The organism is Kutzneria sp. 744, from assembly GCF_000568255.1.
Classification (GTDB): Bacteria; Actinomycetota; Actinomycetes; order Mycobacteriales; family Pseudonocardiaceae; genus Kutzneria.
In genome coordinates this window covers 10,903,185-10,929,572 of sequence record NZ_KK037166.1, presented here as the reverse complement: position 1 = coordinate 10,929,572, position 26,388 = coordinate 10,903,185, and the positions used below count along the sequence as shown (strand labels likewise).

The 26,388-nt window shown below is 69.8% G+C and carries 27 protein-coding genes and 1 pseudogene; 18 read left to right on the top strand and 10 right to left on the bottom strand.

The window, feature by feature from the left end:
* Positions 1 to 2 precede the first annotated feature (2 nt).
* Positions 3 to 771: pseudogene (locus KUTG_RS49480) on the bottom strand (SDR family oxidoreductase).
* A complete protein-coding gene (locus KUTG_RS49475) occupies positions 768 to 1,880 on the bottom strand; it encodes an acyl-CoA dehydrogenase family protein (protein WP_043726923.1) in 1,113 nt (370 codons plus the stop codon). The pseudogene KUTG_RS49480 and the gene KUTG_RS49475 overlap by 4 nt, the downstream one beginning before the upstream one ends.
* Positions 1,881 to 1,924: 44 nt before the next feature.
* Here KUTG_RS49475 and KUTG_RS49470 point away from each other — a divergent pair, with 44 nt between their 5' ends.
* Genes KUTG_RS49470 through KUTG_RS49450 form a run of 5 tightly spaced genes read left to right on the top strand, consistent with a single transcriptional unit; the run spans position 1,925 to position 7,035 of the window.
* Entirely contained in the window at positions 1,925 to 3,364 is a 1,440-nt protein-coding gene (locus KUTG_RS49470; protein ID WP_043726921.1) for a FadD3 family acyl-CoA ligase, read from the top strand.
* A complete protein-coding gene (locus KUTG_RS49465; RefSeq protein ID WP_043726920.1) occupies positions 3,361 to 4,203 on the top strand; it encodes an enoyl-CoA hydratase in 843 nt (280 codons plus the stop codon). Before KUTG_RS49470 ends, KUTG_RS49465 begins: the two co-directional genes overlap by 4 nt.
* Before the next feature lie 38 nt (positions 4,204 to 4,241).
* Positions 4,242 to 5,348 carry an acyl-CoA dehydrogenase family protein gene (locus tag KUTG_RS49460; protein WP_043726919.1) on the top strand — a complete coding sequence of 369 codons (1,107 nt, stop codon included), beginning with the start codon at positions 4,242 to 4,244 and terminating at the stop codon, positions 5,346 to 5,348.
* Positions 5,345 to 6,148, top strand: coding sequence for an acyl-CoA dehydrogenase family protein (locus KUTG_RS49455; protein ID WP_043726918.1), 804 nt, complete (start codon positions 5,345 to 5,347; stop codon positions 6,146 to 6,148). The genes KUTG_RS49460 and KUTG_RS49455 overlap by 4 nt, the downstream gene beginning before the upstream one ends.
* Complete coding sequence (locus tag KUTG_RS49450; RefSeq protein WP_043726917.1) at positions 6,139 to 7,035, top strand: acyl-CoA dehydrogenase family protein; 897 nt, start codon at positions 6,139 to 6,141, stop codon at positions 7,033 to 7,035. The genes KUTG_RS49455 and KUTG_RS49450 overlap by 10 nt, the downstream gene beginning before the upstream one ends.
* Here the strand turns inward: KUTG_RS49450 and KUTG_RS49445 are convergent.
* Entirely contained in the window at positions 7,020 to 7,709 is a 690-nt protein-coding gene (locus KUTG_RS49445) for a hypothetical protein (RefSeq protein WP_157495364.1), read from the bottom strand. The genes KUTG_RS49450 and KUTG_RS49445 overlap by 16 nt on opposite strands.
* Positions 7,710 to 7,846: 137 nt before the next feature.
* Here KUTG_RS49445 and KUTG_RS49440 point away from each other — a divergent pair, with 137 nt between their 5' ends.
* On the top strand, positions 7,847 to 8,611 hold the full coding sequence (locus KUTG_RS49440; protein WP_052396373.1) for a hypothetical protein: 765 nt from the start codon (positions 7,847 to 7,849) through the stop codon (positions 8,609 to 8,611).
* Here KUTG_RS49440 and KUTG_RS49435 read toward each other — a convergent pair.
* On the bottom strand, positions 8,598 to 9,041 hold the full coding sequence (locus tag KUTG_RS49435; protein ID WP_052396372.1) for a MarR family winged helix-turn-helix transcriptional regulator: 444 nt from the start codon (positions 9,039 to 9,041) through the stop codon (positions 8,598 to 8,600). The genes KUTG_RS49440 and KUTG_RS49435 overlap by 14 nt on opposite strands.
* A 391-nt stretch (positions 9,042 to 9,432) precedes the next feature.
* On the opposite strand from KUTG_RS49435, the gene KUTG_RS49430 reads away from it, so the two are divergent.
* Both KUTG_RS49430 and KUTG_RS49425 read left to right on the top strand, forming a co-directional pair.
* Entirely contained in the window at positions 9,433 to 11,196 is a 1,764-nt protein-coding gene (locus tag KUTG_RS49430) for a glycosyl hydrolase family 18 protein (RefSeq protein WP_043726915.1), read from the top strand.
* 93 nt (positions 11,197 to 11,289) lie between these two features.
* The gene (locus KUTG_RS49425) at positions 11,290 to 12,015 is read left to right on the top strand and encodes a TIGR00266 family protein (RefSeq protein ID WP_043726914.1); all 726 of its coding nucleotides are present in this window, start codon (positions 11,290 to 11,292) and stop codon (positions 12,013 to 12,015) included.
* Between the two features lie 87 nt (positions 12,016 to 12,102).
* Here KUTG_RS49425 and KUTG_RS49420 read toward each other — a convergent pair whose 3' ends face one another.
* Positions 12,103 to 13,725, bottom strand: a complete 1,623-nt coding sequence (locus KUTG_RS49420) for a long-chain fatty acid--CoA ligase (RefSeq protein WP_157495733.1) — start codon at positions 13,723 to 13,725, stop codon at positions 12,103 to 12,105.
* Positions 13,726 to 13,911: 186 nt separating this feature from the next.
* Here KUTG_RS49420 and KUTG_RS49415 point away from each other — a divergent pair, with 186 nt between their 5' ends.
* The 6 genes from KUTG_RS49415 (at position 13,912) to KUTG_RS49390 (ending at position 19,346) form a co-directional block, all read left to right on the top strand.
* On the top strand, positions 13,912 to 15,000 hold the full coding sequence (locus KUTG_RS49415) for a hypothetical protein (protein WP_043726913.1): 1,089 nt from the start codon (positions 13,912 to 13,914) through the stop codon (positions 14,998 to 15,000).
* Complete coding sequence (locus KUTG_RS49410; protein WP_043726912.1) at positions 14,997 to 16,097, top strand: toxic anion resistance protein; 1,101 nt, start codon at positions 14,997 to 14,999, stop codon at positions 16,095 to 16,097. Before KUTG_RS49415 ends, KUTG_RS49410 begins: the two co-directional genes overlap by 4 nt.
* Positions 16,094 to 17,701, top strand: coding sequence for a substrate-binding domain-containing protein (locus tag KUTG_RS49405; protein WP_043726911.1), 1,608 nt, complete (start codon positions 16,094 to 16,096; stop codon positions 17,699 to 17,701). The genes KUTG_RS49410 and KUTG_RS49405 overlap by 4 nt, the downstream gene beginning before the upstream one ends.
* Positions 17,698 to 18,297 carry a hypothetical protein gene (locus tag KUTG_RS49400; RefSeq protein ID WP_043726910.1) on the top strand — a complete coding sequence of 200 codons (600 nt, stop codon included), beginning with the start codon at positions 17,698 to 17,700 and terminating at the stop codon, positions 18,295 to 18,297. Before KUTG_RS49405 ends, KUTG_RS49400 begins: the two co-directional genes overlap by 4 nt.
* A gap of 75 nt (positions 18,298 to 18,372) precedes the next feature.
* On the top strand, positions 18,373 to 18,885 hold the full coding sequence (locus KUTG_RS49395; RefSeq protein ID WP_043726909.1) for a hypothetical protein: 513 nt from the start codon (positions 18,373 to 18,375) through the stop codon (positions 18,883 to 18,885).
* A gap of 38 nt (positions 18,886 to 18,923) precedes the next feature.
* Positions 18,924 to 19,346 carry a DUF6292 family protein gene (locus KUTG_RS49390; RefSeq protein WP_043726908.1) on the top strand — a complete coding sequence of 141 codons (423 nt, stop codon included), beginning with the start codon at positions 18,924 to 18,926 and terminating at the stop codon, positions 19,344 to 19,346.
* 44 nt (positions 19,347 to 19,390) lie between these two features.
* Here the strand turns inward: KUTG_RS49390 and KUTG_RS49385 are convergent, their stop codons facing one another.
* The 3 genes from KUTG_RS49385 to KUTG_RS49375 are packed head-to-tail and all read right to left on the bottom strand — an operon-like array spanning position 19,391 to position 20,969.
* Entirely contained in the window at positions 19,391 to 20,335 is a 945-nt protein-coding gene (locus KUTG_RS49385; RefSeq protein WP_043726907.1) for an MFS transporter, read from the bottom strand.
* 6 nt (positions 20,336 to 20,341) lie between these two features.
* On the bottom strand, positions 20,342 to 20,563 hold the full coding sequence (locus tag KUTG_RS49380) for a hypothetical protein (RefSeq protein ID WP_043726905.1): 222 nt from the start codon (positions 20,561 to 20,563) through the stop codon (positions 20,342 to 20,344).
* Between the two features lie 4 nt (positions 20,564 to 20,567).
* Entirely contained in the window at positions 20,568 to 20,969 is a 402-nt protein-coding gene (locus KUTG_RS49375) for a hypothetical protein (RefSeq protein ID WP_043733521.1), read from the bottom strand.
* 418 nt (positions 20,970 to 21,387) lie between these two features.
* On the opposite strand from KUTG_RS49375, the gene KUTG_RS49370 reads away from it, so the two are divergent.
* Entirely contained in the window at positions 21,388 to 22,767 is a 1,380-nt protein-coding gene (locus KUTG_RS49370; protein WP_043726904.1) for a glycoside hydrolase family 28 protein, read from the top strand.
* A gap of 86 nt (positions 22,768 to 22,853) precedes the next feature.
* Here the strand turns inward: KUTG_RS49370 and KUTG_RS49365 are convergent, their stop codons facing one another.
* Positions 22,854 to 23,318 (bottom strand): heme-degrading domain-containing protein, encoded by a 465-nt coding sequence (locus tag KUTG_RS49365; protein WP_043726902.1) that lies wholly within the window; start codon positions 23,316 to 23,318, stop codon positions 22,854 to 22,856.
* Positions 23,319 to 23,400: 82 nt separating this feature from the next.
* Between KUTG_RS49365 and KUTG_RS66875 the strand changes: the two genes are divergently transcribed.
* Together KUTG_RS66875 and KUTG_RS49355 are read left to right on the top strand one after the other, a co-directional pair.
* Positions 23,401 to 23,610, top strand: a complete 210-nt coding sequence (locus KUTG_RS66875; protein ID WP_157495732.1) for a peptidase inhibitor family I36 protein — start codon at positions 23,401 to 23,403, stop codon at positions 23,608 to 23,610.
* 15 nt (positions 23,611 to 23,625) lie between these two features.
* The gene (locus KUTG_RS49355) at positions 23,626 to 24,129 is read left to right on the top strand and encodes a peptidase inhibitor family I36 protein (protein ID WP_043726899.1); all 504 of its coding nucleotides are present in this window, start codon (positions 23,626 to 23,628) and stop codon (positions 24,127 to 24,129) included.
* Here KUTG_RS49355 and KUTG_RS49350 read toward each other — a convergent pair.
* A complete protein-coding gene (locus KUTG_RS49350; RefSeq protein ID WP_052396371.1) occupies positions 24,113 to 25,054 on the bottom strand; it encodes a chitinase in 942 nt (313 codons plus the stop codon). The genes KUTG_RS49355 and KUTG_RS49350 overlap by 17 nt on opposite strands.
* Before the next feature lie 257 nt (positions 25,055 to 25,311).
* On the opposite strand from KUTG_RS49350, the gene KUTG_RS49345 reads away from it, so the two are divergent.
* Positions 25,312 to 26,013, top strand: a complete 702-nt coding sequence (locus tag KUTG_RS49345; protein ID WP_052396370.1) for a hypothetical protein — start codon at positions 25,312 to 25,314, stop codon at positions 26,011 to 26,013.
* Positions 26,014 to 26,388: the final 375 nt, after the last annotated feature.

Here is a 26,388-nt window from a genome sequence, read left to right as displayed (position 1 = left end):
CCTCAGGGGTGCTGGCTGCTGACCGACAGGACCTCGCCCGTCAGGTACGAGGCGTAGTCGCTGGCGAGGAACACCATGGCATTGGCCACTTCCCACGGCTGCGCCGCCCTGCCGAAGGCCTCCCGTCCGGTCAGCTCGGTGAGCAGCTCCTCGCTGGTCACCTTGGCCAGGAAGGGATGCATCGCCAGGCTGGGCGCGACGGCGTTGACGCGGATGCCGTGGGCGGCGACGTCGGCGGCGGCGCATCGGGTGAGGGCCATGACGCCGGCCTTGGCCGCGGCGTAGTGGGCCTGGCCGGCCTGGGACCGCCAGCCGATCACCGAGGCGTTGTTGACGATCGCGCCGCCGCCCTGGTCGACCATGGTCCTCAGGGCGGCCCGGGTGCAGCGGAAGGTGCCGTTGAGGGTCACGTCGAGCACCCGCGACCACTCGTCGTCGGTCATGTCGAGCACGGACTTCGTGCCGCCGAGGCCGGCGTTGTTGATCATCACGTCGAGCCGGCCGAAGGTGCTCACCGCGGTGTCGATCAGGGCCTGGACCTGGGCCTCGTCCGTGACATCACATGTGTCGCGGCCACCCGGTCGCCGTGGTCGGCGGCGAGCTTGTCCAGCGTCTCGCCGAGCCGGCGCTCGTGCCAGTCGCTGATCAGGACCTGGCGCCCTCTTCGAGGCACCGCTGCGCGACCGCCGACCCGATGCCGGTGCCGGCCGCCGCCGTGACGACGACCGCCTTGTCCGCCAACAAGTTGTGGCCGGGCACGTAGTCAATCATCCGCGCGCCTCCCTGGGCAGGCCGAGCACCCGTTCCGCGATGATGTTGCGCTGGATCTCGTCGGAGCCGCCGTAGATGGTGTCGGCCCGGCTGAACAGGTAGAGCCGCTGCCACTGGTCGAGGTCGTCGCCCATGACCATCGACTCCGCGCCGCGGGCCCGCATGGCCAGCTCGCCCAGCCGCCGGTGCCAGCCGGCCCACAGCAGCTTGCTCACCGACGGATCGGATCCCCTGGTACGCAAGGCATGCGAGCGCATGACACTCAGCTCGACCGCCGCCCGGGCCAGTTGTTCTTGCAGGACCATGTCTTCCGGGTCGGCCAGTGCCGCCACGGCGTCCAGCTCGCGCCGGAAGCCGACTTGCTGCCCCAGGGTCGACACGCCTCTTTCGTACGCCAGCGTGGCCATCGCGACCGCCCAGCCGCCGCCGGGCTCGCCGACCACAAGGTCCTTGTCGGTTCGCGCGCCGTCGAAGAAGACCTCGTTGAACTCGGCGGTGCCGGTGAGCTGGCGGATCGGCCGCACCTCGACGCCGGGCTGCCTCATCGGCACCAGCAAGTAGGACAAACCCTTGTGCCCCACCGATCCCGGGGTCGTACGGGCCAGCACGAAGCACCAGTCGGCGACATGGGCCAGCGAGGTCCACACCTTCTGCCCGGTGATCACCCACTGGTCGTCGACGAGCCGGGCCGAGGTGGCGACGGCGGCGAGGTCGGAGCCCGCGCCGGGCTCGGAGTAGCCCTGGCACCAGAGTTCCTCGACGGCCCGGATCTTCGGCAGGAAGCGGGCCTTCTGTTGCGCGGTGCCGAGGTCGATCAGCGTGGGTCCGAGCAGGTTCTCGCCGAGGTGGTTCACCCGCGCGGGTGCGTCGGCGAGGGCGTACTCCTCATGGAAGGCGACCTGTTCGTCGAAGGTCAGGCCCCGGCCGCCGTGCTCGACCGGCCAGGCCGGGCAGGTCCAGCCATGCGCGGCCAGATGGCGTTCCCAGTCGAGCCGCTCGGCGAACGCCTCGTGCTCGCGGCCGGGCCCGCCGAGCCCCTTGAGCTCGGCGAAGCGCCCGACGAGATGCTCGGCGAGCCACCGCCGGATCTCGGATCTGGTCACCGCCATGACCGTAGGCTAGCCTACCAAGCAGTTGCTTGGTAGGAGGTGTTGTGCTTCCCGGCACCATCCCGGCGGCCGTCGACGCGGCCGCGGAGCGCTTCGGCGACAGCGAGGCCCTCGTCGACGGCGAGTTGCGCCTCACCTACCGTGACCTGCGCACACGCGTCCGCCAGGTCGCCGCCGCCTTCATTTCCGGCGGCCTGCGCCCTGGCGACCGGGTGGCGATCTGCGCCCCCAACACGTGGCACTGGGTCGTCGCCGCCCTCGGCGCCAGCTACGCCGGCGGCATCCTCGTGCCCCTCAACACCCGCTTCACCGCCACGGAGATGCTGGACGTCATCTCCCGCAGCGACGCCGCCGCCCTCGTCGTGGCCACGGATTTCCTGGGCCGCAACCGCCTTGCCGAGTTGCAGGACCTCGGCGGCGTGCCGGAGTTGGTGCTGACCACCGGCGACTGGTCGTTCACCGACGAGGTCGACGCCGCCCCGGTGCAGGCCGACGACATCAGCGACATCCTCTTCACCTCCGGCACCACCGGCCGCAGCAAGGGCGCGATGAGCGCGCACCGCCAGGCCCTCGCCGTCGCCGCCGCGTGGGCCGACTGCGGCAACGTGGTGGCCGGCGACCGGTATCTGGTGATCAACCCGTTCTTCCACAGCTTCGGTTACAAGGCCGGGATTCTCGTCTGCCTGCTGACCGGCGCCACCCTCGTGCCGCAGGCGGTGTTCGACGTCGCCCGCACGATCGAGCTGGTGGAGCAGGAAGGGATCACCATCCTGCCCGGGCCGCCGACGATCTATCAGACGCTGTTGTCCCGCCCCGGCTGCGACACCCTGCGGCTGGCCGTCACCGGCGCCGCGCCCGTTCCCGTCACGCTGGCCGAGCGGATGCAGAAGCGGTTCGGCACAGTGCTCACCGCGTACGGGCTGACCGAGGCCGTGGTGGCGACCATGTGCCGACCCGATGACGGCGCCGAGACCGTCTCCCACACCTCCGGCCGTGCGACCGCCGACTTCGAGGTGCGCATCGCCCCGACCGGCGAGATCCTGCTGCGCGGTCCCAACGTCATGATCGGCTACCTCGACGACGCCACCGCGACCGCCGAGGCCATCGACGCCGAGGGGTGGCTGCACACCGGCGATGTCGGCGTCCTCGACGATCGCGGCTACCTGACGATCACCGACCGCCTCAAGGACATGTACGTCTGCGGCGGCTTCAACGTCTATCCGGCCGAGGTCGAGCAGGCGCTGGCCCGGCTGGACGGCGTCACCGAGTCCGCGGTGATCGGCGTGCCCGACGACCGTCTCGGCGAGGTCGGCAAGGCGTTCGTCGTCACGACGGCCGAACTGTCCACTGAGGACGTCATCGAGCACTGCCGCGGCCTGCTGGCCAACTTCAAGGTGCCACGACACGTGGCGTTCCTGGCTTCGCTGCCCCGCAACGCTTCCGGCAAGGTGCTCAAACGCTCGTTACGCGAGGAGGCCCCGTGACCGAGGAAGTCGTGCTGTACGAGCGCAACGGCCCCGTCGCCACCGTGACCATGAACCGGCCGCGGTACCGCAACGCCCAGAACTCCGTCATGACCTACGCCCTCGACGCCGCCTTCGAGCGCGCCGTCAACGACAACGAGGTGTCGGTCATCGTGCTGGCCGGCGCCGGCGACCATTTCTCCGCCGGGCACGACATCGGCACCCCCGGCCGCGATGTCGACGTCTCCTACGAGCGCAAGGCCGTGCTGTGGTGGGACCACGTCGACAAGGCCGGCAGCGACCAGCGCTTCGCCCGCGAGTCCGAGGTCTATCTCGGCATGTGCCGGCGGTGGCGGGAGATCCCCAAGCCCGTGATCGCCATGGTCCAGGGCGCCTGCATCGCCGGCGGCCTCATGCTGGCCTGGGTCTGTGACCTGATCGTGGCCTCCGACGACGCGTTCTTCGCCGATCCCGTGGTGCGCATGGGCATTCCCGGCGTCGAGTACTTCGCCCACCCCTGGGTCCTCGGCCCCCGCGCCGCCAAGGAGATCCTCTTCACCGGCGACCGCTTCACCGCCCAGCGGGCGTACGAGTGGGGCATGGTCAACCGGGTCGTGCCCCGCGCCGAGCTCCGGGACACCGTCGACGCCTTCGCCGCGCGCATCGCCCAGATGCCCGCCTTCGGCCTGGCCCTGACCAAGAAGGCCGTCAACCAGGCCGAGGACCAGATGGGCATGCGGTCGGGCATGGACTCGGTGTTCGGTCTGCACCACCTGGCCCACGCCCACAACGCCGAGGTGTCGAAGGACTCGCTGGCCGGCATGGACGCCAAGGCAATGAGGGGTGCCAGTGAAAAGTGAGGCGACGGCCGGGGTCGTCACGCCGCTGCGAGGTCCCCGTGGATCTTGATGACCACGACCTGGAGTTCCGCCGCGAGGTCCGAACCTGGCTCCGCGACAACGTTCCCGGGCATCTGTCCTCGATGGACACAACCGACGGCTTCGAGCAGCACCGCGAATGGGAGCGCACCCTGGCCGAGGCGCGGCTGTCGGCGGTGTCGTGGCCGGTGGAGCACGGCGGGCGAGGGGCGTCGCTGACCGAGTGGCTGGTGTTCGAGGAGGAGTACTGGGCGGCAGGCGCGCCGGGGCGGGTGGCGCAGAACGGGATCTTCCTGCTCGCCCCGACCCTGTACGCCCACGGCACGGAAGAACAGCAGAACCGGTTGCTGCCCAGGATGGCCCGGGCGGAGGACATCTGGGCGCAGGCGTGGTCGGAGCCGGAGGCGGGCAGCGATCTGGCGGCGATCCGGAGCCGTGGCATTCGAACGGACGGCGGCTGGCTGCTGAGTGGACAGAAGACCTGGAGTTCGAGGGCGGCGTTCGCCGACAAGGGGTTCGGGCTGTTTCGGACGGAGCCGGAGGCGGAGCGGCATCGGGGACTGACGTACTTCCTGTTCGATCTGAAGGCGCCGGGGGTGACGGTGCGGCCCATCCCCCAGCTCGACGGGGAGGCCGGCTTCGCCGAGATCTTCCTGGACGAGGTGTTCGTGCCGGACGCGGATGTGCTCGGCGAGCCAGGTGCAGGCTGGCGCGTCGCGATGAGCACCGCGGGCAACGAACGAGGTCTGTCGCTGCGCAGTCCCGGCCGGTTCTGCGCAGCGGCGGACCGTCTGCTCACGTTGTGGCGAGAAATCGGGGACCCGACCGACACCGCGCTGCGCAACAAGGTTCTGGACGCCTGGATGAGGGCGCAGGCCTATCGCCTGCACGTCTTCGGCTCGCTGGACCGGCCGATCGGCGCGGAGGCGAGCGTCACCAAGCTGTTCTGGTCGAAGCTCGACCTCGATCTGCACGAGACGGCTTTGGAGTTGTCGGGCACCAAGGCGGAACTGGCCGGACCGTGGCTGGACGGCTACCTGTTCGCGCTGGCCGGCCCGATCTACGCCGGCACGAACGAGATCCAGCGCAACGTCGTCGCCGAACGACTCCTGGGGCTGCCGCGATGAAGTTCACCCTGTCCTATGAGCAGCGGCAGTTCGCCCAAGCGCTGAGGGACGCACTCAAGCAGTCGACGGAATGGGACACGCTGCTGGCACTGGGCGTGCACGAAGTTGAGTCGGGACCGGATCTGGTGGTGGCGTTCCTGGAACTGGGCCGCGCCGCCGTGCCGGGGCCGGTCGTGGAGTCGTTCGCCGTGCTACGGGAAACCTCGTCCACGCTGGCCTGGGAGCCACACGTTCCCTACGTCGTGGACAACGCGGAGAACACCTACGCGATCGTCGACGACGTCCGGTACCGGGCGATCCTTGGGGATCCACAAAAGTCGGTGGACCCGACGAGGCGGCTGCACGGGTTTCGGCTGGGCGAAGCAGTGGGGCCGATGGATCCGGAGGCGTTCGACCGGGGTGTCCTCGCCTGTTCGGCGCAGCTGGTGGGACTCGGCCGCACGTTGCTGGAGCGGACCCGGGACTATGCCTTGCAGCGCAAGCAGTTCGGCAAGGCCATCGGCAGCTTCCAGGCGGTCAAGCACCAGCTCGCCGACGTCCACGTGGGACTGGAACTGGCCGAGCCGCTGGTGTTCGGCGCGGCGGTGACGATGAGCCCGCGGGACGTCTCGGCGGCGAAGATCGCCGTCGGCCAGGCGGCGTACCAGGCGATGCGCACGGCGTTGCAGATCCACGGGGCGATCGGCTACACGGCGGAATTCGACCTGAGCCGCTGGCTGTTGAAGGTCCGCGCGCTGGTGACGGCGTGGGGAACCGAGGCGTACCACCGGGAACGGCTGATGGCGGCGCTATGTGGCTGACCGAAGAGCAACTGGCGCTGCAGGACACCGTCGCCCGGCTCCTGGCCAAGGAGCCGGACGACCTGTGGCCCAAGCTGTGCGAGATCGGGGCGCCGAGCCTGGCCATCCCCGAGCAGTACGGCGGCAGCGGCGCGACCCTGACCGAGCTCCAGATCGTCCTGGAGCAACTCGGCCGGACGCTGGCCCCGACACCGTTGCTGGCCACCGCGATCGCCGCCGAGGCGGTGCTGGCCACCGGGAACACTCAAGCGTGTGAACGACTGTTGTCGGAGATCGCGGCCGGACGCCTCGCCGTCTGGTGCCCGGAGGGCGAGAAGTACGTCCTCGACGCCGATCACGCCGAGATTCTGCTGGTGGGTAAGGGTGGCGTGCTGTACGAGATGCGACCCGGCCAGGCCCGGATCGACCGCGTGAACACCATGGACGAGTCCCGACGGCTGACAACAGTTGTTGTCGACGAGCCGGCCAATCCGATCGGCCCCTACGACGAGGCCCGGGTCCGGAACTTCGCCCTCTCGGCACTCGCCGCCGAGCAGGCCGGCACGGCGGCGAGATGCCTGGAGATGACCGTCGAGTACGCCCGGCAGCGGGTCCAGTTCGGCCGGCCCATCGGCAGCTTCCAGGCGGTCAAACACCGCCTGGCCGACATGCACGTGCTGGTCGAGACCGCTCGTTCGGCCGCGTACGACACCGAGCACCCGGTCGAGGCCAAGGTCTTCTGCTCGGAGGCGCTCCAGCAGGTCGCGGCGGAGATGGTGCAGCTGCACGGCGGGATCGCCATCACATGGGAACACGACGCCCAGCGCTACTTCAAGAGAGCGCACGGCGCCGCGTTCCTGTTCGGCCATCCCGCCGAGCACCTCCGCGCGTATCAGGTGCGGGGATAACCGAGTCTCAGCACGACCTGCGGCACCAGGTCGGGACCAACCACCTGGCGGGCAACGACAGGCCGCACGGGCAGCTGACAGCCGAGCAGCCCCCACACCGTGCCCATGAGCAGCACGGCACTCAACGCCGCGCCGGCCGCGATCTCCTCTCCCTCGCGAACCCCGATCACCACGACCACACCGGCGTTCTGCAACGACCGCGACCGCCGGAGCATGCGCAGCCGTGTCCCGTGGTCGAGCACCACGTCCAGCTGCGCCCCCTCGGCCCGGGCCTGGGCGGCGAGACGGTTCAGCACCGTCCACGGCACCGCCGCCTCGCTGTAGTCGGCGTCCTCGCTGCTGCGGACGCTGATCGCCGCGGCCATCGCCACCTGCTCGGTCGTGGGCTGCTGGCGTACGGCGCGAACCGAGGCGATGTGGGTCGGATCGGACGGAACCGTGCCCCGCCCGATCAGCGCACCCCAACCGGCGGCGGCCAAAGCGATCCGCAGGTGGTGCAACACGGCGCCGACGCCGCGGAGCACGTGGGCCGGACTGTCCGGCGTGTTCCACGTGCAGGTGGGCGGCGCCGTCGCTGAGGCGCCACTGATAGCCGCCGGCATGAGGGGCGAGGTCGGCGAGGTGCAAAACCGCAGCACGGTGTCGCCGCGGGGCACCACATTCGTCATCGTCACGGTGTCTCCTGAGGTCTGGAGAGGGCTGCCCCCAACTGGCGTGGATCACAGCATCACGCCCGGGTTGCGGCAGGGTTGCGTCACGGCTGCGCGGCGACCATCTAGGGTGTCTGCGGATCATCCAAGGAGGACACGACGTGCACGCAGCCGACCTGGCTACGGCCCGCCACCTGCTCAGACCCCGCCGCGTGGTGGTGACGCACCTGGCCGAGGCCGAGACGCTCATCGACCACCTGATGCTGCCCGGCGCCGGCGTCAACCTGTACAAGGAGCCCGACGAGCCCAACGTGGTGACCTGGGGCGTGCCGGGCGAGCCCGCCGGCTGGTCCAACCAGAGCCAGTGCGCCTCATTCATCACGGCGGTCCTGCGGCGGGCCCATCCTTCCTGGGCCCGGTCGAGGTATTTCGCCCGGCATTTCGACAGCATCAGCCCATTCGCCCGCGACTACCAGCGTGTTTTCGCCGCCGGTGGAACGAGGCGGTTCAGGCCGGTCGCACGCGTGGCCGACCTGCGGCCCGGCGACCTGATCGCCATCGACTACGCCAATGCGCAGGAGACCAACACCGGCCACGTGGTGATGGTCCGCCGAATGCACGGCGTCTACGTCGCACCCAATCCGCGCCTCAATTTCGAGGGCGAGATCCAGTACGCCGTGCAGGTCGCCGACTGCACCGCGGAACCGCACGGCCTGGCCGGCGTCGGCAATTACGAGGATTTCCCCGACACGCGAATCGTCGGCGAGCAGCAGTCGCAGGGCGTCGGCTACGGCCACATGATGTTCTACGCCTCCGAGCTCACCGGCGAGTTCACCCGCTACCGCTGGAGCGTGAACTCCGGCTCGGCCGGCGTTTTCGGCGTGGAGGAGAGGCCGGTGTCGGCCGCGCGCGTCATCGCCGGCTGAGGGTGTCGACCAGCCGTTCGAGGGACACCGCGAACCGCTGCGCCTCCTCGTCCGGCCAATCGGCGGTGGCCGCCTCCAGGTGGCCGACCAGCCGGTCGCGCATGGTCTCCACGATCTGGTCGCCGGCCGGGGTCAGGCGGAGCAGCGTGGCCCGGGCGTCGGAGGGGTCGGGGACCCGGTCGACCAGGCCGGCCTGCTGCAGTCGGCTGGCGTAGCGGGTGGTCGCGGTGCGGTCGATGCCGATCTCCTGCGCCAGGTTGGTCGCGCTGATCGGCTGCCAGCGGGCGACGCCGCTGAGCACGGGATAGGTCGTGGCGTCCACTCCGTCCAGGCCGGCGACCATGGTGTCGTACAGGTGGGCTCGGGTGCTGCGACGCAGCAGCTGCCCGATCGCGGCTTCGATGCGCGCCGAGGTGGTCCGGGACGACATTCGCGGGAGCGTAGCCGCACCCCGCCCCGGCCGGAACACGCGACGCGGATCCCGTGATCGAACGGGAGGCCGGGAACGCCCGAAACGTCGGCGACCGTGTTCGATGGCGCGTGCTCCGCCCGCGCGGCTCGGCCCCCTGTGGGGCCGATGCCTTCGCTGGCCGGATTTCGAACGCCGCATCGGCTTCGCGGGTGCTCGCGTGGGTGGCGGCGATCGAAATCCGGCGACGTTCCAGGCATCGGCGGGGGCCTCGCACTTCTCAGTCCGCCGGGCCTGACCCCCTGGTCGAGAGGGGCGCTCCGCCGTTCGGTCCCTTGACACGACCGGTGGTCTAGTCCAATTGTGAGCAGGCCGCTGCCATGTCCTTATCCCGCCCACCCCTGGAGCAAGGATGCGTTTGAGAACGGCATTACTGAGCGCGGCCGTGGCCGCCGTCTCGGTAGCCGGCCTGGTCGCGAGCGCCGACGCCGCGGTCACGCCGAAGGCCACTCCCCTGCCGACGCATGTGTTCGCCCCGTACTTCGAGACCTATCAGGACGGTCAGAGCCCCTCGGCGATCGCCCGCCAGGCCGGCGTCAAGTACCTGACGTTCGCCTTCCTGCAGACCGCCAGCGCCGGCTCCTGCACCCTGCTGTGGGACGGCACCACCGCGATCGGCGGCGGCAGCTTCGGCACCGAGATCGCCGCGCTGCAGGCCGCCGGCGGCGACGCCATCCCGTCGCTGGGCGGCTACACCGCCGACACGACCAACACCGAGCTGGCCGACAGCTGCACGGACGTCTCGAAGATCGCCGCCGGCTTCGAGAGCCTGGTCACCACGTACAACATCAGCCGCATCGACCTGGACGTCGAGGTCGACTCGCTCACCAACAGCGCCGGCATCGACCGCCGCAACAAGGCCATCAAGATGGCCGAGGACTGGGCCGCGGCCAACGGCCGCAACCTCCAGTTCTCCTACACGCTGCCGACCACGCCCACCGGCCTGGACACCGGCTTCAACGTGCTGCAGAACGCCGTGTCCAACCAGGCGCGGATCGACGTCGTCAACCTGATGACGTTCGACTACTACGACAACGCCCAGCACGACATGGCCAAGGACACCCAGACCGCGGTCGCGGGCCTGGTCGGCCAGCTCGGACAGCTCTACCCGGGCAAGACCGAGGCCCAGCGCTACGCCATGGTCGGTGTCACCGAGATGCCCGGCCGCGACGACTACGGCACCGGCGGCGAGACCGGCCCGCCGGAGATCTTCACCGTCGCCAACGCCACCTCGGTCTACAACTGGGCCGTGTCCAAGGGCATCAACATGCTGTCCTTCTGGGCCCTGCAGCGTGACAACGGCGGTTGTCCGGGCGTCGGCGGCAACGACAGCTGCTCCGGCATCGCCCAGAACACCTGGGACTTCAGCCACGTCTTCGCGCCGTTCACCAGCGGCAGCACCACCCCGCCCACCAACGACTTCTCCGTGTCGGTGACGCCCGGCTCCGCCGCCGTCAACCCCGGCAGCTCCACCACCGCGGCCGTGAAGACCGCTGTCACCACCGGTTCCGCGCAGAACGTCACGCTCAGCGTCAGCGGCGCACCGGCCGGCGTCACCGCCTCGGTCAGTCCCACCTCAGTGTCGGCCGGCGGAACGGCGACACTGACCGTGAACACCACCTCTTCGGCGACGGCCGGCAGCTACCCGCTGACCATCACCGGCGCCGCCGGCTCCACCAGCCACTCCGCCACGTTCACCCTGACCGTCAACGGCACCACGCCTCCCCCGCCGCCCGGCGCGATCGTCAACCCCGGCCTGGAGACCGGCGCGCTGAGCCCGTGGACGTGCCAGTCCGGCGGCGCGGTCGTCTCCACCCCGGTGCACGGCGGCACGCACGCGCTGTCCGTCGCCGCCACCAACAGCCAGACCGGCGAGTGCGACCAGACGATCACCGTGTCCCCCAACGCCAGCCACAAGCTGACCGTGTGGGTGCGCGGCAACTTCGCCTACGCCGGCGTCAAGGGCGGGGCCAGCGCCGAGACCTGGACCTCGTCCAGTGGCTACACCCAGCTCACGATTCCGTTCACCACCGGCGGTTCCGGCGCCGTCACCGTCTACGTGCACGGCTGGTACGCCCAGGGCACCGTCTACGCGGACGACTTCGCCGTCTCCTAGTGGTTCCCGGCCCCCGTCCGACACCGGGCGGGGGCCGCCCGGAACCGGCCTGCCATGATCCGCGTCAGAGCGGGGAACCCACTGGGAGGGATCATGCAGGATCGTGTGCACGGCACCGTCATGCCCGTGCTGGACATCATGCTCAATCCGGGCGAATCGGTGTGCGCCGAGTCCGGGGAGCTGTCCTGGATGTCGGCCAGCATCCAGCTGAGCACCTCGACGCAGGGCGCCGGCAGCAGCGGCGTTTTCGGGGCCCTCAAACGCAGTCTGTCCGGCGGCACCTTCTTCATGACCAACTACACCGCCGTGGGCCAGCCCGGTTCGGTGTCCTTCGCCGCCCACCTGCCCGGGCAGATCTTCCCCGTGGACGTCGCTCCCCAGCCCGGCTACGGCTTTCTCGCCCACCGCCGCTCCTACGTCGCCGGCACCATGGGCGTCACCCTCACCACCGGCTTCCAGCAGCGGCTCGGCGCCGGCATCTTCGGCGGCGAGGGCTTCCTCCTCCAACGCATCGGCGGCCAGGGCCGCGCGTGGCTCCAGCTGTCCGGCGAGGTCGTGCCCTACGACCTCCAGCCCGGTCAGGTGATCCGCGCCCACCCCGGGCACATCGGCCTGTTCCAGGACACCGTGCAGTTCGGCATCACCACCGTGCCCGGCATCCGCAACAAGCTCTTCGGCGGCGACGGCATCTTCCTGGCCGAGCTCACCGGCCCCGGCCGCGTGTGGCTCCAGTCCCTGCCCATCGACCGCCTCGCCCACTCCCTCACCCCGTACCTGCCGCAGAACGAGGGTGGGCGAAGCAGCCTGTTCAACAACTAGGGGGCGGCGGCGCAGCCACATGCAGGGAAGGACGCCTTACCCTCGGTGAACGCAGGGAAGGACGCCTTACCTGCATGCGGCCGTAGCTCAGCGCAGGCGCTCGACCTTGAGCTCGTCGTCGCGGTAGCGGGCGCGCAGGGGCTTCTTGTCGAACTTGCCGACGGTGGTCTTGGGGATCTCCTCGACGAAGGTCCAGTTCTCCGGGACCTGCCACTTGGCGACCTTGGCGGCGAGGAAGTCGGCCAGCTCGGCGGCGGCGACCGAGGCGCCGTCGCGCACGACGACGAAGGCCAGGGGGCGCTCGTCCCAGCGCTGGTCAGGGATGCCGATGACGGCGGCCTCGGCGACGGCGGGGTGGCCCATGAGGTGGTTCTCGAGCTCGACGGAGGAGATCCACTCGCCGCCGGACTTGATGACGTCCTTGGCCCGGTCGGTGATCTGGAAGAAGCCGCGGGCGTCGACGGTGCCGATGTCGCCGGTGCGCAGCCAGCCGTCGTCGAACTTCTCGGGGGCGTCGTCGCGGAAGTAGGAGCCGGTGATCCACGGCCCGCGGACCTCGATCTCGCCGACGGACTCGCCGTCCCACGGCAGGACTTCGCCGACGGCGTCGACGATGCGCATCTCGACGCCGGCGGCGACGCGGCCGGATTTGAGGCGCCACTGGAGGTCCTCGGCCGTGCCCGGCTCGACGCCGGCGGGCGGCAGGGCCATGCCGCCCAGCGGGCTGGTCTCGGTCATGCCCCAGCCCTGGATGATGCGCAGCCCGTACTTCTCGTCGAACGCCGTGAGCAGCGCCGAGGGAATGGCCGCGCCGCCGGAAGTACCGGCACGCAAGGAGGAAAGGTCGATGTCGGCCACGGCGCCGTAGTTGAGGATGGCGCTCCAGATGGTCGGCACGGCCGAGGCCAGCGTCGACCGCTCGGCGGCGATGAACCGGGTCAGCTGGTCGGGCATCATGAACGGCCCGGGCATGTGCAGCGTCGCGCCGGAAAGGAAGGCGCCGTAAGGAAGTCCCCACGCGTTGACGTGGAACATGGGCACGATGGTCAGCACCCGGTCGGCCTCGGTGATCCCGATCAGCGACGCCGAGAGCACGGCCATGGCGTGCAGGTAGGACGACCGGTGCGAGTAGACGACACCCTTGGGGTTGCCGGTGGTTCCGCTGGTGTAGCACATGGTCGCGGCCGACCGCTCGTCCAGCTCGGGCCACACGAAGCCGGGCTCCTCGGCGGCGATGAGGTCCGAGTACCGCAGCACGCGGTCGCCGAGCATGCTGGCGTCGCCGTCGCCGACCACGATGAACTTCTCCACCGCACTGAAGTCGGGCAGGCTGCGGGCCAGCAGCGGCACCAGGTTGTCGTCAACCATGATGATCTTGTCTTCGGCGTGGTTGACGATGTGCGACAGCTGCTCCGGGAACAGCCGGATGTTCAGCGTGTGCAGCACGGCGCCCATGCCCGGCACCGCGAAGTACGCCTCGAGGTGCTCCTGGCTGTTCCAGCAGAAGGTGGCGACCCGGTCGCCGGCGCCGACCCCGAGCCGGGTCAGCGCCGCGGCCAGCCGCTCGGCGTTCGCGGCGACCTCGGCGAAGGTGGCGCGGCGGAAGCCGGAGCCGGTGTTCGTCACGCACTCGCTGCCGCCGTAGACCGAGGCGCCGTGCCGCAGGATCGCGGGGATGGTGAGCGGGTACTCCTGCATGGTGCTGACGATCACGCGACGACCTCCGTTGGACGACTCGCGACCACGCTAGTACCGACCAGTTGGTATGGCAACGGCGCTGCCCGTTCACCAAGAATTCATGACCCGATCCGGCCAACCCCCGTCACCACGCCCGTGGCCCGGGCGATGATCGCCACGGCGGCGTTGTCGCCACCGGGAATCCCTTGGGAGACAAAGGTGAAACGGCTGATCAGCATCGGCCTCGCGGTCGTTCTGGTGACCGGGGTCGCACTGGCCGTGATCTTCGGCAGCGGCGGTGGCACCGACAGCGCCCCGCTGACCACCGTGCGTGGCGTCATCGGCTCGGAGAAGCTGGCCTTCTTCAGCGACCAGCGGGTCAAGGACGCGTTCGCCAGGCACGGACTGGACGTGCAGGTGGATCCGGCCGGCTCGCGCCAGATGGCCATCCAGACGGACCTGTCGAGGTACGACTTCGCCTTCCCGTCCAGCAGCCCCGCGGCCGACCGCATCCGGCACGACCACGGCAACGCCCACACCTATGCCCCGTTCTCCTCGCCGATGGCGGTGGCCACCTTCGCCCCGATCGTCGACCTGCTGACCAAGGCCGGCGTGGTGCACAAGGGCGCGGGCGACTACGACGTGCTGGACATCGCCAAGTACATGGAGCTCACTGCGAACGGCACACGCTGGGACCAGCTGCCCGGCAACACCAGCTATCCGGTGCGCAAGAACATCCTGATCACCACCACCGATCCCCGCGACTCCAACTCGGCGGCGATGTACCTGTCCATCGCCTCGTACGTGGCCAACGGCTTCAGCGTGGTCAACACGCAGCAGCAGGAGGCGACGATCCTGCCCAAGGTCACCCCGCTGTTCACCAACCAGGGCTACACCCAGAACAGCTCGGACGCGCCCTTCGAGGACTACCTGTCGGCCGGCATCGGCCGCAATCCCATGGTGTTGGTCTACGAGGCGCAGTACGCCGATCGCCTGGTGCGCGACGACGGTTCGATCAAGCCCGACATGCGGCTGCTGTACCTGTCCCCCACCGTCTACTCCAAGCACACGCTGGTCGCGCTGAAGGGCCCGGGCGACCAGGTCGGGCAGCTGCTCAACAGCGACCCCGAGCTGTCGAAGCTGGCCGCCACCTTCGGTTTCCGCACGCAGGACCCGAAGTACTTCACCCAGGTCGTGTCCGAGCACAAGCTGCCGCTGCCGACCTCGCTGGTGGACACCGTCGACCCGCCGTCGTTCGAGACGCTCGAACGGCTGCTGGACGCCGTCGGAAAGCAGTACGGGGCGTGAGCGAGCGGCCGCTGACCGCACCGGAGCCGGTCGGCGCGGTGTCGACGTCCAGCGCGACGGGCATGGTGCCGGTGCCGGCGGAGCGGCTGGGCAAGCTGGCCGACGACGCCGAGCGGATCGCCGCCGAGTTGGGCGCGATGGACCCGATGGCGCCGGACTTCTCGGTGCGGGTGGGCAAGGTGCTGGCGCTGGGCGAGGACGAGATGCGGGTGGCGGCGACGATCGCGGGCCGGCTGCTCGACCGGGCGGTGCGGGGCGTGAACCCGCCGTCGGAGCAGGTGAGCGTGAGCCTGACCGAGCTACGGGAGCGGATCCACGAGCTGGATCCGGCCGGCCGCAAGGTGTTCGGCATCAGCCTGGGCAATCCGGCCAGGAAGCTGCTGGCCCGCTATCAGGCCGCGGATGCGCCGATCAACGCCGTGGTGCGCTCGCTGCGGGCCCGCCAGGACGATCTGAAGCGGGACAACGCGGCGATCCAGGGCGAGCGGGAACGCCTGTGGGAGGCCATGGGCCGGCTGTCCGAAGCGGCGGCGATGGCCGGCGCGGTCGACGAGGCGGTGGACCGTCAGGCGTCCATTATGGACCTGGCCGATCCGGCGCGGGCCAACGCGGTCCGGGCCGAGGTGCTTTTCCCGGTGCGGCAACGACATCAGGACCTGCTCACCCAGCTGGCCGTCTGCGTGCAGGGCTATCTCGCCCTGGACGTGTTGCGGCGCAACAACGACGAGCTGATCCGGGGCGTCGACCGCGCCGCCGGCACGACCGTCTCGGCGCTGCGCATCGCCGTCGTGGTCAGCGGCGCGCTGGCCGGGCAGCGCAAGGTGATCGACGAGATGGAGACGCTGCGGGCCACCACGGACGGGCTGATCAAGGCCAACGCGGACCTGATCGCCATGCAGGGCCAGCAGATCCAGCGCATCAGCACCGATCCCGCGGTCGGCATGGACACGCTGCGGCAGTCGTTCGACCAGATCTACCGGGCCATCGACGACGTCGAGGGCTTCAAGGCCGCCGCCGCGTCGGCGATGGCCGACACCGTCTCCGCGTTGGAGGACGAGTTGCGACGGGCTCAGAACCGCTTACGGGAGACACCATGAGGAAGCGGTTCATCGCGCTGGCCGCCGTGCTGGCGGTGGGGCTGGCCGGCTGTTCCGGCGGCGACAGCAAGGACCAGAAACAGCCGCTGGGACAGGCGAAAGCGGGCGTGCTGCGGGTGCTGGCCGGCAGCGAGCTGGCCGACATGCAGCCGATACTGGACGAAGCGGCCAAGGCGACCGGGGTGCAGGTGAAGTTCACCTTCTCCGGCACGCTGGAGGGCGCGCAGACGGTGCTCGACGGCAAGGCCGACTCCGCCTACGACGCGATCTGGTTCTCCTCCAACCGTTATCTCACGCTGCTGCCCGGCGGCGCCAAGAAGCTCGGCACCCAGACGAAGATCATGAGCTCGCCGGTGGTGCTCGGGCTGCCCAACTCCGTGCTGCAGCAACTGGGGTGGCAGGACGGCAAGGTCACGTGGTCGCAGATCGCCGAGGCGGCCGGGCAGCACAGGTTCAGCTACGGCATGACCGATCCGTCGGCCTCCAACTCCGGCTTCTCCGCGCTGGTCGGCGTGGCGGCCGCGCTGGCCGGCAGCGGCAGCGCGCTGACGCCCGACCAGATCACCGCGATCACGCCGCAGCTCAAGCAGTTCTTCGCCGCGCAGACGTTGAGCGCCGGCTCCTCGGGCTGGCTGTCGGACGCGTTCCAGAAGCGGGCCAGCGGCGCCGATCCCGGTCCGAAGGTGGACGGGCTCATCAACTACGAGTCGGTGCTGCTGGAGATGAAGGGACTCACCGTGATCCACCCGTCGGACGGTGTGGTGACGGCCGACTACCCGCTGACCCTGTTGGCGTCGGCCAATTCCGATGCCCGCGACTCGTTCCGGCGCCTCACCGACCACCTGCGCACCCCGGACGTGCAGCGCAGGATCATGGAGACCACGCACCGCCGTCCCATCGCGCCGCAGGTGCCGCTGGCCAAGGAGTTCACCGACGCCAGCCCGGTCGAACTTCCGTTCCCCGGCACCGAACAGGCCGTCGACACGCTCGTCTCGGCCTACTTCGACAAGATCCGCCGTCCGTCCCGGACCGTGTACGTGCTCGACACGTCCGGCTCCATGGAGGGCGACCGGCTGGCCGCGCTGAAGGCGGCGCTGAGCGGCCTGACCGGCGTCGACAGCTCGCTGGTCGGCCGCTACCGGCAGTTCCACGCGCGGGAACAGGTCACGCTGCTGCCGTTCTCCACCGGCCCGGCCGCGCCGGTGACGATGACCGTCGACCCGGACAACCGGCAGCCGGCGCTGGACCAGATCAAGCAGACCGCCGACGGGCTGGTGGCCGACGGCGACACCGCCATCTTCACCAGCCTGGAGAAGGCGTACCAGATCCTGGAGCAGCAGTCCGACACCGACCCGGACCGGTTCACCTCCATCGTGCTGATGACCGACGGCGAGAACACCGCGGGCGCCGGCCTGGACGACTTCAAGAGCTTCGTCGGCACGGTGCCGGACCGGCTCAAGGGCACGCCCGTGTTCCCCGTGCTGTTCGGCGAGGGTAGCCAGGACGACATGAACGCCATCGCCACCGCGACCGGCGGCAAGGTGTTCGACGGCCGCAGCCAGTCGCTGGCCGACGTCTTCAAGGACATCCGGGGCTACCAGTGAGATATCTGGGTTCGACCAAGAACCTCGCCGGCTGCGCCGGTGGGATCGTCGGGCTGGGCCTGCACTTCGTGGGTGTCGGCGGCGCGTACTGGCTCGGCGTGGTCGCCGCGCTGTACGCCGCCGGCGCGCTGGCCGCCCCGCCGGAGCGGGTGCGGCTGGTGCCGCCGCAGCCGGCCGAGGAGGCCGAGGCGTTGCTGCGCGGCCTGGACTCGCTCGTGGCGCGGGTGCGCGGGCTCGGCAATCGGATGCCGGCCGAGGCCATCGAACGGCTGGACCGGATCGCCGAAGTGCTCTGCGGGCTGTTGGCCCGTCCGGCCGAGTTGAGCGCCTACCCGGACACCCTGCACGCGGTCGCGCGGATCGCCGCCACGGACCTGCCGACGACGGTGCAGACGTTCTTGAACATGCCGTGGTGGTACGCCGTGACCCGCCGCGTGGCCAGCGAGCCGAGCGCCGCCGAGCAGCTGCTCACCCAGCTCGACCTGCTGGAACAGGAGGCGCGGCGGATCGCCGAGGAGTTCTACGACGCCGATTCGCGGCGCCAGTCCGACCACACGCGCTACCTCAGGGACCGGGCGCGGCGCGACGAGAAGTGACCCGGTTAGCGTAACGTTCGCGCAGGTTGGCAAGATACGCGGCACCACTGCACCGACTGCGGGAAGGAACCTCGGTTGAACAACCAGACCTCCCAGGTGGACGACCTGCGCTTGGTGGCGACGCCGAGCGCTGTCAACGTCGCCGAGATGTTCGTCCGCTTCTCCCTGATGGAGTGGTCGCTGCGGCCTCTCGTGCCGCTGGCGACACAGGTCGGGCGGCACATGGTCGCGGCCGTGGTGGACAACGCCGGCCCGGGGGTCGCCGGGTTCATGACCGTGCGGCTGCGGCTTCAGGGCGACGGTCTCGTCGTCGAGGTCGAGGACGAGCGAGTGGCCACCCGACCCGTCGTGTCGCCCGAGCTCGCCGGCGCCCGTATCGGCGTCGTGCCGACGGCGTACGGCACGCGGCTGTGGAGCGAGCTGGCCCTGCCCAACAACATGAACGCCAAATCGGTGCCGCTGCCCCGCCGCGAGCAGCGCCGGTCGCCGGCCGCCGAGGCGCTGGCCGACGAGCCGCTGGGCGTCGATCCTCAGGTGATGCAACGGATCCTGAGCGCGCTGGGCGGGCCGCAGGATTTTCGGTCGTGACCGGTTTCGGACCACGTTCTCGCGGGTAACCGCAGGCCGTGAATGTTGATCCCGATAGTCTGACCGCGCGGGGCCTGGCCAACTACGTCGTTTCCGTCGCCGCCGCGCTGCGCGTGCCGGGGCACGCGGTGCACCACGAGGTGAGCGAGCTGTCCAGCGCCTATCTGGCGCTGCACCGCCGCAGCCCCGTGTTCCCCGAGATGGATCTCATGCTGCTGTGGGACGAGCGGCACGGCTGGTCGGTCGCGCTGGAGACGGCACCGGCCGACGACCCGGTGGTGCTGGCCTATCTCGGCGGCGACGTGCTCGCCGAGGCGGACGAGGTTCACCGGTTCGTCGAGGACGTCATCGCCGGCCGCTGCCCGGGGCAGCCCGAGGCGCCGACCCCGCTCGACCATGACCAGATCGAAGAACTGGTGTGGCGCCTCGCGGCCCGCGCCGAGGACGGCCTCGCCGCCTGACGATCATCCACTGTGGACGGTCGAGGTGATCGGCCCCCTCCACATCACCTCGTGGCTGTCGGCCTGGCCCCGAGCATCGCCGTCAGGGCGATCAGCCCGAACCCGGCCATCGTGCCGCCGTAGCCGAGGACGCCGCCGGCCAGCCCGGCGATGGGCGGGCCCAGCAGGCTCAACGAGGCAGTCGACAGCGAGACCGCGCTGTTCGCCCGGGCTCGCATGTCCGGTGCCACCACCTCGATCAACCGGGTGCCCAGGACCAGCCGCAATGCCGGCGCGACAAGCCATCCGAGCCCCAGCCCCACCGCGACAACAGGTGTTGTCGGCACGAGGGCGATCGCCAGCAGGCCGGCGCCCCACAGTCCTCCGTGCAGGCCGACGATCGCCCGGGCCGACAGCCTTCGCCGGATCCGTTCGGCGGCAAGCGAACCGAGCACGCCGCCCACCGCCTGCGCCGCCACCGCGATTCCCGCCGAGCCGGCCGAGACCGTGCCGAACTTGACGAAAGTGGCGAAGACGCTCCCGGTCAGCACCAGGTTGAGCGCACTCAAGTAGACCGCCAGTCGCCCGAGCACCCGATCCTTGACCACGGCCCGAATGCCGTCGTGGATCATGGCGACGGTCCGCTGCGCCCGGCGGTCCGTCGTCAGCTTCGTGGACAGGAAGCCGAGCAGCAGGGCCGAGATGACGTAGCTGCCGGCATCGGCGGCGAACGCCCACTTCGGACCGGCCTGCAGCAGTGCGCCGCCGAGCAACGGGCCGACCATGGCGAGCGCGAAGTCCCGAGACTGGTTGCGCGCCATGGCCCCGGCGAACAGGCCTTCGCCGACGAGATCCGGCAGGGCCGCCGCGGCCGCCGAGTCGAACACCACCGACAGCGCCCCGACGGACAGCGCGATCAGACACATCGACCACACGGACGCGCCGCCGACCGCGGCCTGCCACGCGAGAATCCCGACCAGGATCGCCCGGGCGAGGTCGGCGGAGACCATCACGAGCTAGCGGTTGAAGCGATCGCCGACGACGCCGGCGTGCAGCGCGAACAAGAGCCCGGAACCGTAGGCGCACACCGTGACCAGGGACGCCTCGACGGCGTTGTGCAGGGCCGACACCGCGAACAGCGGCATCGCGATGTAGCTGACCTGGGAGCCGAGAACGGAGCTCGCGCGGGACCACCAGTAGAGCAGGTAATCGGTGTTGCGCCAGAGAGTTGTCGTCAACGGGCTACTTGGCCGCCGCCGCGGTGCGGATGAAGCGGACCAGGTCCTCGATGTCGTAGCCGAGCTGCTGACCGCGCGAGGAGGCCATCAGCAGCAACTGGCCGACGATGGTGGCGCCGAAGCCGTCGCGGCCGTCGGGCGACCACTCCCACAGCTTCTCGATGCCGAGGTCGGTCATCAGCAGGCCGTGCGCGGTCCGCACCTCGTGGCAGACCTCGGCCACGGCGTCGAGCAGGGTGGGCGCGCTGCGCAGGCAGCGGAGGCCGAACAGGCCGCCGAAGTCGTCGGGCTCGCAGCCCTCGGGCGGGTCGGCCTTGATGGCGTCGTACATCGGGTCGTCGAAGTCGGGGGCGGGCCACGACTGGGTCACGTGCAGGAGGTGGAACTCGTGGGTTGGCTCGGCCACCTGAACCTCCTCCACCGACCGGATCAGAAGAGGATACCGCCTGATCAGCGCCATGGGGTGGTCGTCCATCCGGTGCGACGGCCCGGATCGGCGGCCGGTCGAACCGCGTCGACGACGGGGGCGGCCCTGTCGTCGAAGGCGACGGCCGTGCCGGCGACGACGGCCGACCCCCTGGTCACGCACAGTGTTCGAACGGTTGCTGGGAGCGGGCCGGCCGGTGCTGAGCGTGACGGAGGCCGAGTCGACGATCATCGCGGCCGTCCCGGGCAGCCCGGCTGGCACCTGCGGCGTCCGCGAACAACATCACCGGAATGGTTGCATCGGTTTCGACGGTCCGGGGAGTGGACGTCTGGCCGCGCAAACCTTTACAGTAACGGACGGCTCGCCGCCGCGACCCTCACCGAGGAGGACGAAGTCGATGGCCGGCGCGCTTTCCCGCAGGCAGATGATGAAGCTCGGCGCGGCAGTGACCGGGGCGCTGGGGTTGCTCCCGGTGCTCGACGGACCCGCCTGCGCGAGCCCGCACGGACATGACGTGCCGACGCTGCCCTGGCCGGCGGCGAACGACATCGTGGCCAACACCAAGCTGCCGGTGTTCCCGGACCGCACGTTCAAGGTCGCCGACTACGGTGCCGTGGCCGACGGCAAGACCGACAACACCGCCGCCTTCGCCAAGGCGATCACCGCCGCCAACGCGGCCGGCGGCGGGCACGTGGTCGTCGCCAAGGGCGCCTACGTCACCGGCGCGATCTACCTCAAGAGCAACGTGGACCTGAACCTCGCCGCCGGCGCCACGCTCAAGTTCGGCGGCGACGCCTCGAAGTTCCCGACGGTGCTCACCCGCTACGAGGGCATCGAGTGCATGAACCGCTCCCCCATGATCTACGCCCACGGCGAGCACAACATCGCCGTCACCGGCAGCGGGGTGCTCGACGCCGGCGGCACCTCCTCGTGGAACAAGGGCAGCGACCGCGCCTACCTCGACGACCTGGTGGCCAAGGGAGTGCCGCCGGAGAAGCGGGTCGTGCCCGGCTCCGGCCACGCCATGCGGTCGACGTTCATCGAGCCGTACTCGTGCGACACCGTGCTCATCCAGGGCGTGACGCTGAAGAACCCCATGTTCTGGCAGCTCCACCCCACGCTGTGCACCAACGTGACCGTGGACGGCGTGAGCACCGATCCGAGCACCGCTCACTCCAACACCGACGGCTGCGACCCCGAATCCTGCGACCACGTCGTCATCAGCAACTGCATCCTCGGCGCCCACGACGACAACATCGCCATCAAGTCCGGCCGGGACGCCGACGGCCGGCGGGTCAACGTGCCGTCGCAGAACATCGTGGTGGTCAACTGCACCATGAACGGCAACTGGGGCGCCATCACCTGCGGCAGCGAGCTCACCGGCGGCATCCGCAACGTGTACGCCTACCAGCTCAAGGTCACCGGCGCCACCAAGTTCGCCCTGTACATCAAGTCCAACACCCTGCGCGGCGGTTTCGCCCAGAACATCAACCTGGACAGCGTCAGCGGCACCTTCGACCGCTCCGTCGCCTACGTGACCATGACCTACAACGGCCAGACCGGCAACTTCCCGCCGAAGTTCGGGCCGTTCAGCATCACCAACAGCTCCAGCACCAAGGTCAACGGCAAGGTGCTGGACGTCAGCGGCCTGTCCTCCGACCACGTCGCCGGCTTCACCGCCCAGAACTGCGCCTTCAACGGCGTCTCCGACACCAAGAACACCACGTCCAATGTGGACGGCCTGAAGCTGGTCAACGTCAAGATCAACGGCAAGTAACCGGACGACAGCCACCGCCAGCGAGAACGCGAGTCCCGCACACCGAAACCGGCATCATGCTTGCCCGAGAGCGGGACTCGCGGTTTTCACTGTGCCAGGAACGACTCCAGCTGCTCCACCACGAACGCATGGTCCTCGGCCTGGGGCAGCCCTGACACCGTGACCGAGCCGACCACCCCCACTCCGCGGACGGTCAGGGGGAAAGAGCCGCCGTGGGCGGCGTAGAGGTCGGGGTCCAGGCGGGACTTCGCCTCGAAGGTGGAGCCTCCGGCGCGGAAGTCGCAGCCGACGTGGTACGAGCTGCGGCCGTAGCGGCGGACGACCCGGACCTTGCGGTCGACCCAAGCGTCGTTGTCGGACGCGGTGCCAGGCAGGGCGGCGTGGAACAGCCGCTGCCCGTTGCGCTCGATGGACACGACGACGGGCAGCTCACGCCGGCGGGCGGCCAGCACCATCTGCTGGCCCAGGTCCCACGCGGTGGTGTTGTCGAAGCGGTCGAAGACGAGCCGCTGCTCCTGGGCACGCAGCTCGGCGAGGTCGGGGTCAGCCATGCCCAGACTTAATCAACACTGTTGCAAAAGGGCAAGGGGGCTGTGACCCGGGCCGCCCACCCGGCCACGGTGGTCAACGGCGATAGACAAATTCGGCGGGCCCCGATTCAGCAACGGACACGCGGTCAACGACAACGTCAGCTCGGTCGCGAACAAGACCCCGGTCGATCTGCGCTTCTTCAAGGACGCCGGCTTCAGCGGCGAGCAGTTCCAGCTGCCGAGCGGCGAATTCTTCTCGGCGGTGGGCAAGCAGAACGACTCGTTCGGCTCCGTCGGGTCCATCAGCCACTGACAACGGAGGAATCACATGCGTATTCGACGCGCATTCACCCTCGGGGCGGCCGCGGCCGGACTGGTCGCCGGCACGATCGCCCTCGCCCCGGCGGCATCGGCGGCGGCGACGCCGACCAGCTGTCCCGACGACGGGCAGAGCCTCTGCGTGTACGAGAACAACAACTACGGCGGCCAGATGCACCGGTTCGACGTGGGTGCCCAGTGCAAGGGCGACGGCAGCCCGAGGCCGTGCCAGTGGGTCAGCGGCTTCAAGGTCAACCTCAGCTCCGTCGGCTTCGGCGACCGGGTCAGTCCGATCGCCAACCACTCGCACGTCCGCATCAACTGCTACCGGGACGCCAACGAGCAGGGTCCGTCGTTCTTCCCGGCCTCGGGCTGGATCTTCGACACCGTGGGCCTGAACAACGACTCGTTCTCCTCCTGCGCCTCGCTGGACGACCAGGTCGACCGGAACAGGCCGATGGCCCCGCCGCGCGGCGGGGCCATCGGTTTCGAGCGGGTCAGCCGATGCCGTTGAAGATCTTCGAGTAGGCGTAGCCGACCTTCTTGTCGTACGAGTTGACCTCCCAGAACGACAGCAGGCTGACGCCGTTGGACTTGGCGAACGACAGCAGCGTCTTGGCGTTGGCCTGGGTGAAGTTCTCGTTGTCGTCGTTCTTGCCGGCGATCGGGGTCAGCCCGATCATCGACCACGCCTGCGCGGAGGAGACGCCGTACAGGCTGGCCAGCTGCTTGGCCGTGCCCTTGGCCGCGGACTCGGCGTCGTTGAGGGCGTTCTCGCCGTCGCCGAAGTCCATGGTCATGATGTTGACGGTGCTGACCTTGACGCCCTGGGCCTTGGCGTCCTTGAGCAGGTTGAGGGCGTTGCTCGGCAGGCCGCCCGGGTCGACCGGCAGCGTGAAGTCGACCTGCACGGACGGGTCGGCCTTCTGCAGCGCGGCCAGGGCCTGGTCGCGCCGCGTGATGGACGCCTTGTTGTTCAGCGGCGAGCCCTCGATGTCGAAGTCCAGCCGGTGCACGTTGTTGGTCTTGACCACGTTGGCGTACGCGGCCTGCAGGCTCGACGTGCTGGTGCAGGTCAGGGCCAGCTCACCACCCTCGGCGCCGCCGAAGGAGATGATCACGTCGCCGCCCTGGGACTGCAGCGAGCTGATCTGCGACTTGAACGCGCCGACGGCGGAGTTGCCGGCTTCCCACTGCGGCGTGCAGCCGCTCTTGGGAATGAGGAACGCCAGCGTGTAGTGGCTGACGCCGGACGCGCTCTTGTCCGCGGCCATCAGGCCGGCCGTGCTGCTGGACAGCTCCAGGTAGGGCGCGGCGAACTTGGCCGGGAAGGACTTGGGCGTGGCCGCGTCGGCACCGGTCGTGCCGATGGCCAGGGCCGCGGCGGGAAGCAGGGCCGCGGCGGCGATGGTGATGGCGCGACGAACTGCGCTAACCATGGGCAGGGTTCCTTCCTTGCAGGGACGAGGAAGGCGGCGGTTGTGCGGTCCGCCGAGAGCGGTTTCCCCATTGTTAGGAAACCTTCCTGACGGATTCATCCAAACGCTAGGGCCACGGCCTGACGGCGTCAAGGCGGCCGCCGCTTTGGCCCGCTTTGCCCGGTTCGACGGGATGGTCGGCACAAGACCGCTACCCGGAGGATCCCGATCCCCGGTTCGGGTGAACGGCGCGGTGATCGTCTCAGTAGGGTGGAGGTATGGCAGGTGCCGACGAAGCGCCGGGACAGGACGCCCGCAGACCCAACCACTTCGACGTGGTCCTCCGGGGCTACAACACGCGTCAGGTCAACGAGCGCGTGACACGTCTCGAGTTCGACCTGCGCACCGCCTCCCGCGAACGCGACCTGGCCCGGGCCGGCAACGCCGAGCTGGCCAAACGCCTGGGCGCGGCCGAGGAAGAGCTGACCTCGCTGCGGGAACGCGTCCGCAAGCTGGCCGACGAGCCGCTCACCGGCGAGAACGTCAACGAGCGCGTGCGCATGATGATGGACCTGGCCGCGGAGGAGATCGCCGAGCAGCGCGGGGCCGCCGAGCGCGAGCTGGTCGAGCAGCGCGCCGAGCTCCAACAGCGCCGGGTGCAGCTGGAGCGCAAGTACAACGAGCACAACGACTCTCTTGACCGCGAGTACGACGAGCTCAAGGCCAAGCTCAACCGCGAGCACGAGCAGCTCATGAATCGTGCGCGGGCCGAGGCGGCCAAGGTGACCCGGTTCGCCGAGGAGCGGGCGGCGCTCACCATTCGCGAGGCCGACGAGCACGCGCGCCAGCAGAACGCCGCCGCCGACGAGCACATGGCCCGGATGGCGGCCCTGCACAACGAGTTCCGCGACCGGCTGGTGGTCGCCCGCTCGACCGCACAGCAGGCCGTGGCCGAGTTGGCCCGTATGGTCGAGGAGTGATCTACACCGTCGACCTGCCCGGCCCCGGTCGTCTCAGCACCATGGCCAAGCCGCGGCTCAAGGACCTGCCGACGCTGCGCGCCGCCGGCGTGGACATCCTGGTGTGCGCCCTCACCGACGAGGACTTCGCCGACGCCGGGCTCACCGACGAGCCGAAGGCCGCCGTCGACGCCGGCCTCGACGTCGTGCACCTCCCATGCCGGGATCGGACCGTCGCGACCGTGACGAGATCCTGCCGACCCTGCGGGTCTCGCCGCGCGCCTCGACTCCGGCGCCGGCATCGTCACGCACTGCTGGGCCGGCATCGGCCGCTCCTCGCTGCTGGCGGCGTCGATCATGGTGCTGCGTGGCCTCGATCCCGACGACGCCTGGGCC